12 protein-coding genes are annotated in these 14,464 nt (G+C 72.3%); 2 read left to right on the top strand and 10 right to left on the bottom strand.

Going from position 1 to position 14,464, the window contains the following annotated elements; genetic code table 11:
• Positions 1-44 precede the first annotated feature (44 nt).
• Positions 45-308, bottom strand: a complete 264-nt coding sequence (locus ACX9I7_RS06240) for a carotenoid oxygenase family protein (RefSeq protein WP_459386745.1) — start codon at positions 306-308, stop codon at positions 45-47.
• Between the two features lie 42 nt (positions 309-350).
• A complete protein-coding gene (locus ACX9I7_RS06235) occupies positions 351-911 on the bottom strand; it encodes a hypothetical protein (protein ID WP_459386724.1) in 561 nt (186 codons plus the stop codon).
• A 142-nt stretch (positions 912-1,053) separates the two neighbouring features.
• On the opposite strand from ACX9I7_RS06235, the gene ACX9I7_RS06230 reads away from it, so the two are divergent.
• A complete protein-coding gene (locus ACX9I7_RS06230; protein ID WP_387573108.1) occupies positions 1,054-1,680 on the top strand; it encodes a PadR family transcriptional regulator in 627 nt (208 codons plus the stop codon).
• On the opposite strand, the gene pspAB is transcribed toward ACX9I7_RS06230, so the two are convergent.
• From pspAB to ACX9I7_RS06215, 3 genes are all read right to left on the bottom strand, one after another.
• Positions 1,591-2,190, bottom strand: a complete 600-nt coding sequence (gene pspAB, locus ACX9I7_RS06225; RefSeq protein ID WP_459386723.1) for a PspA-associated protein PspAB — start codon at positions 2,188-2,190, stop codon at positions 1,591-1,593. The genes ACX9I7_RS06230 and pspAB overlap by 90 nt on opposite strands.
• Before the next feature lie 63 nt (positions 2,191-2,253).
• Positions 2,254-3,156: a zinc metalloprotease HtpX gene (htpX, locus tag ACX9I7_RS06220; RefSeq protein ID WP_459386722.1), complete on the bottom strand. Its 903-nt coding sequence runs from the start codon at positions 3,154-3,156 to the stop codon at positions 2,254-2,256.
• 118 nt (positions 3,157-3,274) lie between these two features.
• Complete coding sequence (locus ACX9I7_RS06215; protein ID WP_387573099.1) at positions 3,275-4,174, bottom strand: LLM class flavin-dependent oxidoreductase; 900 nt, start codon at positions 4,172-4,174, stop codon at positions 3,275-3,277.
• A 130-nt stretch (positions 4,175-4,304) separates the two neighbouring features.
• Here ACX9I7_RS06215 and ACX9I7_RS06210 point away from each other — a divergent pair, with 130 nt between their 5' ends.
• Positions 4,305-5,168 carry a Cof-type HAD-IIB family hydrolase gene (locus ACX9I7_RS06210; RefSeq protein ID WP_459386721.1) on the top strand — a complete coding sequence of 288 codons (864 nt, stop codon included), beginning with the start codon at positions 4,305-4,307 and terminating at the stop codon, positions 5,166-5,168.
• A gap of 86 nt (positions 5,169-5,254) precedes the next feature.
• Here the strand turns inward: ACX9I7_RS06210 and ACX9I7_RS06205 are convergent, their stop codons facing one another.
• The 5 genes from ACX9I7_RS06205 to ACX9I7_RS06185 all read right to left on the bottom strand — a co-directional run bounded on the left by ACX9I7_RS06205 (position 5,255) and on the right by ACX9I7_RS06185 (position 14,328).
• On the bottom strand, positions 5,255-6,295 hold the full coding sequence (locus ACX9I7_RS06205; protein WP_387573093.1) for a M23 family metallopeptidase: 1,041 nt from the start codon (positions 6,293-6,295) through the stop codon (positions 5,255-5,257).
• A gap of 192 nt (positions 6,296-6,487) precedes the next feature.
• Entirely contained in the window at positions 6,488-8,068 is a 1,581-nt protein-coding gene (locus ACX9I7_RS06200; protein WP_358634055.1) for a GAF domain-containing protein, read from the bottom strand.
• A gap of 82 nt (positions 8,069-8,150) precedes the next feature.
• Positions 8,151-11,663 carry a thiol reductant ABC exporter subunit CydD gene (cydD, locus tag ACX9I7_RS06195; protein WP_459386720.1) on the bottom strand — a complete coding sequence of 1,171 codons (3,513 nt, stop codon included), beginning with the start codon at positions 11,661-11,663 and terminating at the stop codon, positions 8,151-8,153.
• A gap of 12 nt (positions 11,664-11,675) precedes the next feature.
• Complete coding sequence (gene cydB / locus ACX9I7_RS06190; protein WP_387573087.1) at positions 11,676-12,677, bottom strand: cytochrome d ubiquinol oxidase subunit II; 1,002 nt, start codon at positions 12,675-12,677, stop codon at positions 11,676-11,678.
• Positions 12,678-12,747: 70 nt separating this feature from the next.
• On the bottom strand, positions 12,748-14,328 hold the full coding sequence (locus ACX9I7_RS06185; protein WP_459386719.1) for a cytochrome ubiquinol oxidase subunit I: 1,581 nt from the start codon (positions 14,326-14,328) through the stop codon (positions 12,748-12,750).
• Positions 14,329-14,464: the final 136 nt, after the last annotated feature.

Below are 14,464 nucleotides of genomic sequence, written 5' to 3'. Positions count from 1 at the left end.
TCGCGGCGGTCAGCGATCGGCGGTCAGCGGTCAGCGGTCAGCGGTCAGCGGTCAGCGAGCCAGTTGCCGTGGAAGCCATAGGGCACCCGCTGGGGCAGATGTATCGCGGCGACGGGTGGCGCGGCGAGATCGTCGGGCCCGGCCGGCCGGTCGTCGATCCTGGGGAATTCGCAGGGTTGATCGTCGAGTTGCTCCTCGCGCACCGTGCCGCAGGTCAGGTCGACGGTCCAGCGCCACAGCGCGGGCCGAGCCGACTCGCCGCGCTCGTCGGTGAAGAGACGCGGGTACCGGATGACATGGAGCACGATCCACTCGCCGTCGGCGGTCTCCTCGGGTTCGCGGGGTTCTCGTCAGGCGGCGCCGCGCGGGGTTATCCGGGCGCGGGCCCGCTCGGGGTAGCGGGCGGTGAATATCGCGGGCAGCACGAACCCGGCGATCTGGAGCGGGATGGACACCCCGGAGCCGAGGCCCTCGGCGTACACGGCGGTCAGCGCGGCGGCGGTCAGCGTGAACGCCACCGCCCAGACGGCCGTGATCACCACGTTGATCCGGCGGAAGACCGTGGTGTGCCACACCTCCGGCGGGGCCTGGCGCCTGGCGATGCCCGTGGTGAAGGGGCGCCCGACGGCCAAGGTCGCCCACGCGGTCACGGCGAGCCAGCCCAGCGCGAGGGCGCCGCCGTAGTGCCGCAGGCCGCTGTGAGGAAGGGAGAAGGCCACGGCGGCGAGGGCGACGAAGAAAACGGCCGTACTGCTTTCGAGGATCAGCGAGTCGGCCGCGGCGCCCGACCGGCGCTCCACCAGCAGCAGCGCCACCGCCACCACCAGAGCGGTGACCGCCGCCCACTGCCAGCCGAAGGGGGAGACGGCCGCGAAGGCGATCCAGGGGGTGAAGCCGCGCAGATAGTTCATGGAGATCTCCCTCAGATGATCCGGCCAGGCCCTCGGCCGGCCCACCCGTGCGTCGGCCCCGTCGACCGACATTCCAACTTCGACATGTCAAAGCTAGAAGGTCCTCCCTTGACGTGTCAAGAGTGGAATGTAGGGTGGGGTCATGAGCCTGAGACACGCGCTGCTGGGACTGCTCTCCGACCACCCCGCCAGTGGGTACGACCTGATGAGGCGCTTCGAGACCTCGCTCTCCAACGTGTGGCCGGCCACCCAGAGCCAGGTCTACGGCGAGTTGGGCAAGCTCGCGAAGGGCGGGCTGCTCGAGGTGGCGGCGGAGGGCCCGCGCGGCCGCAAGGAGTACGCCATCACCGACGACGGTCTCGCCGAGCTGCACCGCTGGCTCACCGAGACCCAGCCGGAGCGGATGCGCCGCAGCGAGGCGATGCTGCGGGTCTTCTTCCTCGACCAGCTCACCCCGGTGGAAGCCTTCACCTACCTCTCCACCGAGGCCGAGCGGGCCGCCGGCCGGCACGAGGCCCTGGAGCGGCTGGAGAAGTCCGTCGAGTGGGACGAGGGCCCGCTGTCGGTCAACGGCCGCCTCGCCCTGGAGTACGGCCTGCGCTTCACCGCCATGTACGAGGAGTGGGCACGCTGGGCCGCGGCGCAGGTCGAGGCCCGCTCCGGGCAGGATCTGACGCGCTCAGAGCCCGGGGGCGCCCCACACCGGGAACCAGCGGCCCAGGTCCTCCTCGATCCGGAGATCGTCGGCGAGCAGAGCCCTGACCTGTAGTTCCAGCTCGTTGTCCCGCTTGTCCGCCACGTCGGCCCCGCCCCCGCCGGCCACCGGCGCGAAGGGGTAGAAGGTGCCCCGCTTGTAGAGGTAGACCAGGGCGAGCGGGCGACGCTCCTCGTCGCGGAAGCCCATCAGCGAGCAGAGCAGCTGGGGGCCGAACCCGCCTTCCTGGAGCAGGGTGTTCACCGCGTGCAAGTCGTTGACCAGGGCGGCCGTGTCGTCCGCGGGCCGTCGGGCCAGCAGCCAGGTGTACCCGTAGGAGTCCCGGCTGAACTCCACGGGTACGCCGCCCCGTTCGGTGTCGGCGTCCAGGAGTTCCCCGACGTCCCGCCGGATCCGGTCGAACGCTCCTCCTTCGACGCTGGCGAAGCACACCGAGCCCAGCCCGGTCGGGGTGAACCCGGCTCCGGCCCGCAGTGTCACGGCGGCGGAAGGCAGGGCGAACAGCTGGTCGAGGTCGGGGCGGACCGGTTTGCTGCGGCCGAGAATCACATCCAGGAAGCCCACGGGCGGCGTCTCCCTCCGCGTCGTCGGTCACGGGTCACGGGCGGCTACAAGTCGGGAGGCAGGTCACGGACGGCCGAGCTGGGCCGAGATCCGCCCCAGTTGATCGAGCCGCTGTTCCAGCGTCGGGTGCGAGGACAGCAGCAGGCTCAGGCTGTCCCTGCTGAGAGCGGGCGCGAAGTAGAAGGCGTTGAACGGCTCGGCCTGCCGCAGATCGCGCGTCGGAATGCGGGCGATCTGACCGGTGACCTTGGTCAGCGCGGACGCCAGCGCCGAGGGCCGGCCCGTGAGCAGGGCACCCGCCCGGTCGGCGGAGAGCTCGCGGTAGCGCGACAGCATCCTGGTCAGGAGGAAGCTGATCGCGTAGACGACGGCGCTGACCAGCGGTACCAGCACCATGATCAGAGCGGTGTTGGCATCCCGGCCGCCCACCCGGCGCAGGCCGCCCCACAGCCCGATCCGCGTGATGATCCCGGCGAGGACGCCCAGGAAGGACGCGATGGTCATCACGGCGACATCGCGGTGCGCGACATGGGAGAGCTCATGCGCCAGGACACCCTCCAGCTCCTCCGGCTCCAGCCGCCGCAGCAGCCCCGTCGTCGCACAGACCACGGCGTTGCGCTGATCGCGCCCGGTGGCGAAGGCGTTCGGCACGTCGCTGTCCGCTATCGCCACGCGCGGCTTGGGCATGTCGGCGAGCGCGCAGAGCCGGTCGACGGCGCCGTGGAGCTCGGGCGCCTCCTGTGGGGAGACCTCCCGGGCGCCCATGCCGAAGGCGGCGATCCGGTCGCTGAACCAGAACTGGGCGACGAACAGGCCGCCCGCGACGACCAGGACGAACGGCCAGGCCCCGCGCAGCAGCGCCACCAGCACACCCACGAAGACCACGTAGAGCAGCCCGATGAGGAACATCGTGCCGACCATGCGGGTGGTCAGCCCCCGGTCGGGGGCGAATCGGGTCCCTTGCACGGCAGACCTCCAAGGCTCCGCGAGCACGCCCCCGTAGTGGAGCATGCCCCCCAGTAGGTGCCTCTGACCCGATTCTCCCTCTCTACCGCGTCAATGGAGGGGCTCCCCGGCCAGGAGATCAGGAGAGCTGCGCGAGCCCCTCCGCCGCGATCTTCTCGAAGACGGCGACGTCCGCCGCAAAGATCGAATCGGCGATGGGCCAGTGCACCACGATCTCGTCGATGCCCAGCTCCGCGTGCGAGCCCGCGAAGTCGACGAAGGCGTCGAAGGAGTCCAGCGGCCGGTCGGGGGTGAAGCCGGTGAGCATCACCTTGGGCAGCTCGGCGACGTCCCGCCCGGCTTCGGCGCAGATCATGCCGAGCCGCTCGATCTGCCCGGCGATGGCCGCCCGGGACTGCTCCGGAGTGCCCGTCTCGTAGATCTTCGGGTCGCCCGTGGTCACCCAGGCCTGGCCGTGGCGCGCGGCGAGCCGCATCCCGCGCGGGCCGGTCGCGGCGACCGCGAAGGGCAGCCGGGGGCGCTGCACACAGCCCGGGATGTTGCGGACCTCGTGCGCCGCGTAGTGCTCGCCCTCGGCGGTGACCACGTCCTCGGTGAGCAGCCGGTCCAGCAGCGGTACGAATTCGGCGAAGCGGTCGGCGCGCTCGCGCGGCGTCCACGGCGCCTGCCCCTCCCGCAGCAGCGCCGTGGCGTCGAAGCCGGAGCCGCCCGCGCCGACGCCGAGGGTGATCCGCCCGCCCGAGATGTCGTCCAGGGAGATGAGCTCCTTGGCGAGCGTGACCGGGTGCCGGAAGTTCGGGGAGGTGACGAGGGTGCCCAGGCGCATCCTGGACGTGACGCCCGCCGCCGCCGTCAGCGTCGGTATCGCGCCGAACCACGGTCCGTCGCGGAAGGTCCGCCACGACAGGTGGTCATAGGTGTACGCCGTGTGGAAGCCCAGTTCCTCGGCTCGCTGCCAGGACTCACGGCCGCCCTCGGACCAGCGGCGGTCGGGAAGGATCACGGTGCTCAGTCGCATGGCACCGAGCGTAGGCGCTGGGTACGACAACCGGGCCACGGGGGAGACCGGCCGGCGGCGCCCGGCTCAAGAGGGCACCTCGCGCGCATGCTTGTACGCATGTCGGCGGCACGTGCCCGAGAATGAGAATGTGACTTCCGCTACCGAGCAGCCCGAGACCCCGGCCACGCGCCGGACCACCGCCACGCCCCGGCTGATCGCCACCGATCTGGACGGCACCCTGCTGCGGGACGACAAGACGGTCTCCGACCGCACGGTGGCGGCCCTGGCGGCCGCCGAGGAGGCGGGCGTCGAGGTCTTCTTCGTCACGGGGCGCCCGGTGCGCTGGATGGACGTCGTCCGGGACCACGTGCACGGTCACGGGCTGGCGATCTGCGCCAACGGCGCGGTGGTCGTCGATCTCCACGACGGCGGCCGGCTCGTCAAGATCCGTCCGCTGGAGCCCGCCGCCGCCCTCGCGGTCGTCCACGCGGTGCGCGCCGCCGCCCCCGGTGCCTCGTTCGCGGTCGAGCGCGCCTCGGGCATCCACTACGAGCCGCACTACCCGCCCTTCCAGACCGACCCGTACGCGTCGATCGCCCCGGCGGAAGAGCTGCTGAACAGCGACGACGACCACGGCCCCGTCGTCAAGCTGCTCGCCTTCCACCCCGAGCTGGCCCCGGACGAGTTCCTGGAGCTGGCCCGGGCCGTGGCCGGCGAGCACGGGGTGTTCACCCGCTCCAGCCCGACGGCGCTGCTGGAGATCAGCGGCCCCGGCGTGAGCAAGGCCAGCACGCTGGCCCAGTGCTGCGCGGAACGCGGCATATCCCCCGACGAGGTCGTGGCGTTCGGTGACATGCCGAACGACCTGGAGATGCTCGGCTGGGCGGGCACCGCCTACGCCATGGCCAACGCCCACCCCGAGGTGCTGGCCACCACCACGCTCCGCACGGCCGCCAACACCGAGGACGGCGTGGCGGCGGTCATCGAGCAGATCCTGCACGGTCTGCCGTAACCCCCGTCGGCACCCGGTTCCGGCCCCGGGCGGCGGATCACCCGGACGGCGGGTTTGAACCCCGGGCCGCGGCCTACGGACCACGGTCACAGTTCGACGCCGCGCGCCCGCAGCCACCGCACCGGGTCGACGGCCGAACCGAAGTTCGCCGTCGTACGGACCTCGAAGTGCAGATGCGGCCCGGTGGAGTTCCCGGTGGTCCCGGTCAGCCCGATCCACTCGCCCGCGCGGACCTGCCGTCCCGGGGTCATGAGCGGCGCCGACAGATGCGCGTACTGCGAGTACCAGCCGCCGTCGTGCCGGATGACCACGCTAATCCCGAACGACCCCCCGCACCCCGTGGCGACCACCGTCCCGCCGCCCACCGCCCGGACGGGGGTGCCGGTGGGGACGGCGAAGTCCTGCCCGGTGTGCCCGTTGGCCCAGTGGGCGCCGGTGCCGCCGAAACCCGCCGTGAGCTCGTAGGAGACCAGGGGACGCGTCCAGCCGCTCCGTGAGACCTCCGGAGGGCGGTTGGCGGCGTCCTGGGCGTCCTCCTGCTCGCTCTGCAGCCCGTCGAGGTCGACGGGCGTGCAGCGGCCGCTGCGGATGGCCATGTCCGCCATGGTGTTCAGCTCGGTCCGGGCCTTCGCCAGCCGCTCCTCCATGGCGGCCTTCTCCACCCGCAGCCGGGCGGCCTCCTCGTTGAGGGCCTGCAGGGAGGCCGTCGTCGACAGCCGGTCCGCCGTCAGCGCGCGGCTCCTGCCGTCGGCCTCGATGAGCATCCGCGCGAGCCTCTCGCGCCGGTCGGTCTCCTGGTACTGGAGCTCCAGCAGCTCCAGGGGCTCCTCGGCGAGCGCGGCGCTGCCCGGGGCGGTGAAGCCCCCGGTCCGGTACTGCGCCCGGGCCACGGCCCCCGCGTCCCGGCGCAGGGCGACGGTGAAGAACCGCTGGCCCGCCCATTGCCGGGTGAGCCACTCGTCCCGGGCCCGCTGGTCCTGCGCGGCGCGCACCCGGAGCTCGTAGCGCTGCCGGAGCCGCCCGGCCTCCCGTGCCAGCCGGACGACCTCCGTGCCGACGCGCATCAGCCGCTCGGGGGCGTGGACGGCGGAGGACGGCTCGGCGGCGACAAGCGGGAGGGTCAGCACGCAGAGCGCGCACAGCGCCGCACCCTTGTGCGCCCACCCGTACGAACCGCTCGAACGTCTCGAACGGCGAGTGCGACATGTGCGATATGAACGCAGCAGCATGCTCGCGATCTTCACTGGCGTACCGCCCGGGCGCGCCCGCGGAAGACCGTTCGGAGGAACTCAGCCACCCACAGGGCCGCAGGCGGCGTCCTATAGGGGCGCTTCCCACACCACCCGCGTACCGCCCCCGTCCTCGCCCAGACCGGGCCCGTACGAGCTGGAGCCGCCCAGCGACTCGGCGCGCTTGGCGAGGTTGCGCAGCCCGCTGCGGCGGCCGCCCTCCGGGATGCCCACCCCGTCGTCGGAGACGGTCAGCCGGACTCCTTCCCGGCCGTCCGGCAAGGTGATCGTGGCGTCGACCAGCACCTCGATGCGGGACGCCCGGGCGTGCCGGAAGGCGTTGGAGAGCGCCTCCCGCAGCGCGGCGATGAGGTTCTTGCCGGTGAGCTCGCCGACCTTCGCGTCGACCGGGCCGACGAAGTTCGCGGAGGGCTGGAAGCCGAGCGGCACGGCCGCCGTGCCCAGCTCGCGCAGTACGCGCGTCCGCAGCCCGGCGGGCGCCTCCGTGGGCTCCTGCTGCAACGCGAAGATGGCCGTGCGGATCTCCTGGATGGTCACGTCCAGCTCGTCGACGGCCTGTCCGACCTTCTTGCGCACCTCGGTCTCGGCGGCGAGCCGCTGGGCGCCCTCCAGCAGCAGCCCGGTGGCGAACAGCCGCTGGATGACCAGGTCGTGCAGATCGCGGGCGATCCGGTCGCGGTCCTCGTAGACGGCCAGCCGCTCCCGGTCGCGCTGGGCCTCGGCCAGGACGAGCGCGAGGGCGGCCTGCGCGGCGAACTGGGTGGCCAGGACGCGCTCGGTGGCCGTGTACTTGCGGGCACCGCGCCGCCGGGGGATGGCGAGCGTGCCGAGCACCCGGTCGCCGCTCTTGAGCGGCAGCAGCATGCTCGGGCCGAACCGCGGGGCGACCTCCGTGATCATGCGCGGGTCGGTGGCCGAGTCGTCGACGAACACCGGCTCCCCGGCGAGGAGCTGGGAGACGACCGGGCTGTGCGGCGGTATCACCGTCCCCAGGAGGCCGGCGGGGTCCTCGGCGGAGACGGCGACCATCTCCAGCCCGCCCTCGCCGTCCGGCAGCAGCACGATGCCGGCGGACGAGTCCGCGAGTCTGCGCGCCTGTTCGGCGACGACCGCGAGCGCGTCCTCGGCGTCACTGCCCGACAGCAGGGCCGTCGTCACCGCGACCGAACCGTCGATCCAGCGCATGCGCTGGCCGCGCTCCTCGTGCACGCGCGCGTTGCCGATCGCGATGCCCGCCTCGGTCGCCAGGATCTTCACCATGTGCAGGTCCGCGACGCCGAACTCACCGCCGTCGCGCTTCTCGGTGAGGTAGAGGTTGCCGAAGATCTCGCCCCCGACCCGGATCGGCACCCCCAGGGCGTGCCGGCCGTCGGGAAAGGCCGCGACGCGCTCGTACTCGTCCTCGGCGACCCCGTAGGTGACGAAGTCCGACATCCCCTCGCCGCCGGCGTCGAGCACGCCGATGGCGGCGCACCGGGCGTCGGCGAGTTCGGCGGCGGTCCGGCAGATGCGGTCGAGCGTGGTGTGGAGCTCCATGCCGGTGCCGACCGAGCGCATGGCCTCCAGCAGTTGCGGGACGCGCCCGGTGAGCGCCGTGGACAGGCCCTGGAGGCTGCGGGTGGCCTCCGTGGCGACGTCCAGCGAGTCCATCGGCCCCCGGTCGGGCACACCGTCCCGCCGGTCCCGGTCCTGCGGGTCGGAGGGGTGCGCCGTCGCTGCCATGGGGCCGAGCCTAATAAGCACCAATTGCCGGGGAAAGCGCCGTGAGGCTGGTGTCCGCCGCCGCTTCCCGTGCCAGCGCCCGGCGGAACGGCCCGGGCGCCGCCGCGAGCTCTTCGTACGCCCCCCGCTGCACCACGCGCCCCCGCTCCAGCACGACTATCTCGTCGACGGCAGCCAACCCCGCGAGCCTGTGCGTGATCAGCACCGTCGTCCGGCCTTCCGTGGCCGTCAGCAGGTCGGCCGTCAGGGCGTCGGCGGTCGCCAGGTCGAGGTGCTCGGCGGGCTCGTCCAGCACCAGGACCGGGAAGTCCGCCAGCAGGGCCCGGGCCAGGGCCAGCCGCTGTCGCTGGCCTCCGGACATCCGCGCGCCGTGCTCGCCCACCGGTGTGTCCAGCCCCTGGGGAAGACCGTCCACCCACTCCAGGAGCCGCGCCGCCCGCAGCGCCTCGCGGAGCTCCCCGTCGTCCGCGCCGGGCCGCGCGAGCCGCAGGTTCTCACGGACCGAGCTGTCGAAGATGTGGGCGTCCTGCTCGCACATGCCCACGAGCCGCCGCACCGCGTCCCCGTCCGTCCCCGCCGCCTCCCGGCCGCCGAGGGTGTACGAGCCGGTCTCAGCGTCCAGGAAGCGCAGCAGCACCCGCGCGAGCGTGGTCTTGCCCGAACCGGACTCCCCCACCACGGCGACCCGGCGGCCCGCCGTGAGCTCCAGCTCGAAGCCGTCCAGGGCCGGCACGGACTGCCCCGGATGGCGTGCCGTCAGCCCCGTCACGCGCAGCGGGAACGGCGACTCCGGCGCCGCCCCCGAACCGTCCCGTACGGGCGCGGGCGCGTCCAGCACCTCGTACACCCGCTCCGCCGAGCGCCGGACGCGCTGGCGGTACTGCACCGCGAGCGGCAGCCCCGCGACCGCCTCGAACGCGGCCAGCGGCGTGAGCACCACCACGGCCAGCCACACCCCGCCGAGCCGGCCCTCGTGCACGGCGTTCACTCCCGCCCACGCCGAGGCGGCCACGGTCAGCCCACAGGCCAGGGCCGACAGGCCGGAGCCGAGGGCCGTCGCGGCGGAGGCCCGGCGGGCGATCCGGGTGAGCGCGGCGTCGGCGCCCCGCAGCCGCTCCAGCCGGCCGGGCAGGGCACCGGCGACCGTCAGCTCGGCGGTGCCGTTCAGCACCTCGACCACATGGGTGGACAACTCCCCGCGCACGGGCGCCAATCGGCGCTCCGCGTGCCGGGCGACCGCCCCGGACAGCGCGGCCGCGACCGGCCCGGCCACCAGCAGCCCCACCGCCAGCGCCACCCCGGCCTCCGGCAGCAGCCACGCGGTGAACCCGACCGACACGGCACTGACGAGCACGGCCGCGCCGAGCGGCAGCAGCCAGCGCAGGAAGTAGTCCTGCAACGCGTCCACGTCGGCGACCAGCCGCGAGAGCAGGTCACCGCGCCGGGTGTCCCGCAGCCCCGCCGGAGCCAGCCGCTCCAGCCGCCGGTAGACCGACACGCGCAGCTCCGCGAGGACGCGCAGGGCGGCGTCGTGGGAGACCAGCCGCTCGGCATAGCGGAAGACGGAACGGCCGATGCCGAAGGCGCGTGTGGCCGTGACGGCCACCATCAGGTACAGGACGGGGGGTTGCTCCGAGGCGCGGGAGATCAGCCATCCGGAGACGGCCAACAGGCCGACGGCACTGCCCAGGGCCAGGGCGCCCAGCAGCAGGGCGAGGGCGAACCGGCCCCGGTACGGGGTGCTTGCGGCCCGGACTCGGGCCAGAACCCCCGCGCTGCGCGCGGGGTCGTGCCCACCCGCCCGCCCGGCGACCGGAACCGCGTCGACGTCTGCGGGGGCCACCGGCTCGTAGTCCCGTTCCCCCTGAACGGTCGATCGGGCCGCCACGGACCGCGGCGCCTCCAACCGCACCACCCGGTCCGCCACCGACAGCAGGGCCGGGCGGTGGACGACCAGGACGACCGTGCGTCCGGCGGACAGCCGTCGTACCGCCTCGACCACCGCCGCCTCGGTCCCGCCGTCCAGCGCGGCCGTGGGCTCGTCGAGCAGCAGTACCGGCCGGTCGGCCAGGAACGCCCGGGCGAGCGCGAGGCGTTGCCGCTGTCCGGCGGACAGCCCGCTCCCGTCCTCGCCGAGGCGAGTGTCAGTGCCCTGCGGCAACATGGAGACGAACTCGAGCGCCCCGGCCGCGCGCAGTGCCTCCCGCACCTGCGCGTCCGTGGCGCCGGGCCGGGCCAGCCGGACGTTCTCGGCGATCGTCCCGGCGAAGAGATGGGGTCGTTGCGGGACCCAGGCCACCTGGTCCCGCCAGCTTTCGGGGGAGAGCGATGCCAGATCGGCACCACCGACGAACACCCGCCCACTCGTGGGGCGTTCGAGGCCGAGCAGCACGTTCAGCAGGGTCGTCTTGCCGACTCCGCTGGGCCCGGTCACCGCGACCGTCTCCCCGGGCCGCACCTCGAACGAGGTCTCGGCCAGCGAGGGCGTGTCGCGCCCCGCGTGCCGCACCACGAGCCGGTCCACGGTGAGCGCCGCGCCACGGGCGTCGGGGGCCGGAAAGGTGCCGGCGGGTGCCGGTTCGGTCTCCAGCACGGCGAAGACCTCGTCCGCGGCCGCCAGGCCCTCCGCCGCCGCGTGGTACTGCGCGCCCACCTGCCGCAGCGGCAGGTAGGCCTCCGGGGCCAGGACGAGCACCATCAGCCCGGTGTAGAGGTCGAGTTCGCCGTGGACGAGCCGCATGCCGATGCCGACCGCGACGAGCGCGACGGACAGGGTGGACAGCAGTTCCAGCGCGAAGGAGGAGAGGAAGGCGAGCCGCAGGGTGCGCAGGGTGGCCCGCCGGTAGTCGGCGGTGATCGCGCGGATGGATTCGGCCTGCGCCTTGGCCCGGCCGAACACCTTGAGCGTGGGCAGCCCCGCGACGACGTCCAGGAAATGGCCGGACAGCCGGGACAGCAGCCGCCACTGCTTGTCCATCCGGCCCTGGGTGGCCCAGCCGATCAGGGCCATGAAGAGGGGGATGAGAGGAAGCGTGAGGACGATGACGAGCGCCGACACCCAGTCGGCGGAGACGATCCGGGCGAGGACGGCCACGGGCACGACGGCCGCGAGACCCAACTGGGGGAGGTAGCGGGCGAAGTAGCCGTCCAGCGCGTCGATACCGCGCGTGGCGAGGGTGGTCAGCTCGCCGGTGTTCCGGGTGCCGGGGCCGAGCCTGGTCGCGTGTTCGAGCAGCCGGGTCCGCAGGGCGGACTTGACCGCCGCGCTCGCGCGGTGCGCGGCCAGTTCGGTGAGCCAGGCCACCGCAGCCCGTCCGAGGGCGACGGCGGCCAGCAGCGCCAGCGGCAGCCCCAGGTCACGGGCCGTGAGCCCGCGCTGGAAGGCCCCGGTCACCACCTCGGCGACGAGCATCGCCTGGGCGATGACCAGGCCCGCCCCGGCCAGCCCGAGCACGACGGACGCGGCCAGGAACAAACGGGTCGCGGCGGCGTACCGCAGCAGCCGGGGGTCGACGGGCTTCATGGCGCGCCCGCCTCAGTGCGCGGCCGGGATGTGCTGGGTGCCGATCCGCTTGCGGAACACCCAGTACGTCCACGCCTGGTAGCCCACGATCACGGGGGTCATGAAGCCCGCGACCCACGTCATGATCCGCAGCGTGTACGGGCTGGAGGAGGCGTCGCTCACGGTCAGGCTCCACGCCGGGTCGGACGAGGAGGGCATGACGTCCGGGAAGAGCGCGAGGAAGACCATCGCGAAGACGGCCACGACCGTCACCCCGGACAGGGCGAACGCCCAGCCCTCCCGGCCCGCCCGGTTGAGGGCCAGGGCCGCGATCAGCGCCACCACCGCGACGACCGCCGCGGGCAGGCTGCGCCCGTTGCCGGACTCGGCCTGCGTCCAGGCCAGGAAGGCCACGGCGAGCGCCGCGGCGCCCAGGCCGTAGCGGGCCGCGTGGGCCCGGGCGCGGTCGCGGATGTCACCGACGGTCTTGAGCGCGGCGAAGACCGCACCGTGGAAGGTGAACAGCACCAGCGTGAACAGGCCGCCGAGCAGGGCGTACGGGCTCAGCAGGTCGAGCACGCCGCCGGTGAAGTTCTTGTCCGGGCCGATCGGCACCCCGCGCACCATGTTGGCGAAGGCGACGCCCCAGAGGAAGGCGGGCAGCAGCGAGCACCAGAAGATCGCGTTCTCCCAGTTGCGCTGCCAGCGCTCCTCGTTGCGCTTGTGGCGGTACTCGAAGGCGACGCCGCGCACGATCAGGCAGAGAAGCACGGCCAGCAGGGGCAGGTAGAAGCCGCTGAAGAGGGTGGCGTACCAGTCGGGGAAGGCGGCGAAGGTCGCGCCGGCCGCGGTGATCAGCCAGACCTCGTTGCCGTCCCAGACGGGGCCGATCGTGTTGATCAGCACCCGTCGTTCGGTGCGGTCCTTGGCCAGCGTCTTGGTGAGGACGCCGATGCCGAAGTCGAAGCCTTCGAGGAAGAAGTAGCCGATCCACAGGACGGCGATCAGCAGGAACCAGAAGTCGTGGAGGTGCATGGTCGGGTTCTCCGTTCCACCGCGCGCGTCGGTACGCGAAGGTCACGCGTCAGTAGGCGAAAGGCACGCGTCAGTACGCGAAGGTCATCGGCTTGTCGGCGTCCTCGGGCAGCTCCGCGCCCCGGTCACCGCCCGGCATCCGCAGCCGGGGGTCCTTCGTCGGCGGCTTCTCGTCCGTGTCGGGCCCGGCCGAGCCGTACTTGACCAGCAGCTTCACCTCGACCACCGCGAGGATCGCGTAGAGCGCGGTGAAGACGGTCATCGAGGTGATCACCTCGCCCTGGCTCACCCCCGGCGAGACGGCGTCGCCGGTCTTCATCAGCCCGTAGACGCCCCAGGGCTGGCGGCCCATCTCGGTGAAGATCCAGCCGAAGGAGTTGGCGATCAGCGGGAAGCCCATGGTGAGAATGCCGATGCGCCAGGACCACTTGGTGAAGAAGGGGCTCATCTCGCGCGTCCGCGTGAGCATCAGGCGCGGGATCTCGTCCTCCCCGACCCGGTACTCGGGCGCGAGCCAGAGCTTTCTGCGGGTCGTCCACAGCCCGATGAGCGCGGCCACGAAGGAGGTCATCCCGAAGCCGATCATGAGGCGGAAGCCCCAGAAGGTCATGAAGATGCTGGGGATGTAGTCCTTCGGCTGCCCGCCGTAGCGCGCGGCCTCCTGCGCGGCGATGTCGTTGATGCCGGGGACGGGGTCGGAGAAGTTGCTGTGGGAGAGGAAGGACAGCAGGCCGGGGATCTCTATCTCGACGCTGTTGTGCCCCTTGCTGACGTCGCCGACCGCGAAGACCGAGAAGGGCGCCGGCGACCGGGTGTCCCACAGGGCCTCGGCGGCGGCCATCTTCATCGGCTGCTGCTCGAACATCACCTTGCCCAGCGAGTCACCGCTGAGCGCCGTGCCCAGCCCCGCGATCACCGCGATCACCAGACCGACGCGCAGCGAGGTGAGCATCGCCGGCAGCTGCTTGCGCTGCTTCTCGCCGAGCTCCTCGCCCTTGAGCTGCTTGCGCTTGGCGCGCCACAGGTGGAAGGAGGCCACACCGACGACGAACGCGGCGCCGGTGAGGAAGGCGGCGGTGAGGGTATGGAAGACGACGACCAGCGTGGTGTTCTGCGTGAGCACGGCCCAGATGTCCGTGAGCTGCGCCTTGCCGCTCGCCTTGTCGACGCGGTAGCCGACCGGGTGCTGCATCCAGGAGTTGGCGGCCAGGATGAAGTAGGAGGAGAGGATCGTACCGACGGCGACGATCCAGATGCACGCGCAGTGGATCTTCTTGGGCAGCTTGTCCCAGCCGAAGATCCACAGGCCGATGAAGGTCGACTCGAAGAAGAAGGCCAGCAGCGCCTCCATCGCGAGCGGCGCCCCGAAGACGTCCCCGACGAAGCGCGAGTAGTCGGACCAGTTCATCCCGAACTGGAACTCCTGGACGAGGCCGGTGACCACGCCCATCGCGATGTTGATCAGGAAGAGCTTTCCCCAGAACTTCGTGGCGTGGAAGTACTTCTCCTTGTCCGTACGGACCCAGGCCGTCTGGAGGCCGGCCGTGATCGCGGCAAGGCTGATCGTGAGCGGTACGAAGAGGAAGTGGTAGACGGTCGTGATGCCGAATTGCCACCGCGCGAGCGTCTCCGGAGCCAGAGCCAGATTCACCGGGGTCTCTCCTTGCCTCTTGCGTCGTCGGCAACGCGTGCCGCCGACGTTATGCCCGTGTATGCCCTAGTTAAAGCAGGACATAAAGACAGAGCTTGTGAACGCGTTCACATTCACAAGCATTATGGCGCACCCG

The sequence above is a fragment of the Streptomyces sp. L500 genome, from assembly GCF_054551825.1.
The sequence above is the reverse complement of the archived record's forward strand: the minus strand, read 5'-3'. Positions and strand labels throughout refer to the sequence as shown.

Bases quoted from the DNA above. Each gene is read 5' to 3' on its own strand.
- ACX9I7_RS06235 (WP_459386724.1), bottom strand. From the start codon at position 911: ATGAACTATCTGCGCGGCTTCACCCCCTGGATCGCCTTCGCGGCCGTC.
- ACX9I7_RS06200 (WP_358634055.1), bottom strand. From the start codon at position 8,068: ATGGACTCGCTGGACGTCGCCACGGAGGCCACCCGCAGCCTCCAGGGC.
- ACX9I7_RS06230 (WP_387573108.1), top strand. From the start codon at position 1,054: ATGAGCCTGAGACACGCGCTGCTGGGACTGCTCTCCGACCACCCCGCC.
- ACX9I7_RS06215 (WP_387573099.1), bottom strand. From the start codon at position 4,174: ATGCGACTGAGCACCGTGATCCTTCCCGACCGCCGCTGGTCCGAGGGC.
- cydB (WP_387573087.1), bottom strand. From the start codon at position 12,677: ATGCACCTCCACGACTTCTGGTTCCTGCTGATCGCCGTCCTGTGGATC.
- cydD (WP_459386720.1), bottom strand. From the start codon at position 11,663: ATGAAGCCCGTCGACCCCCGGCTGCTGCGGTACGCCGCCGCGACCCGT.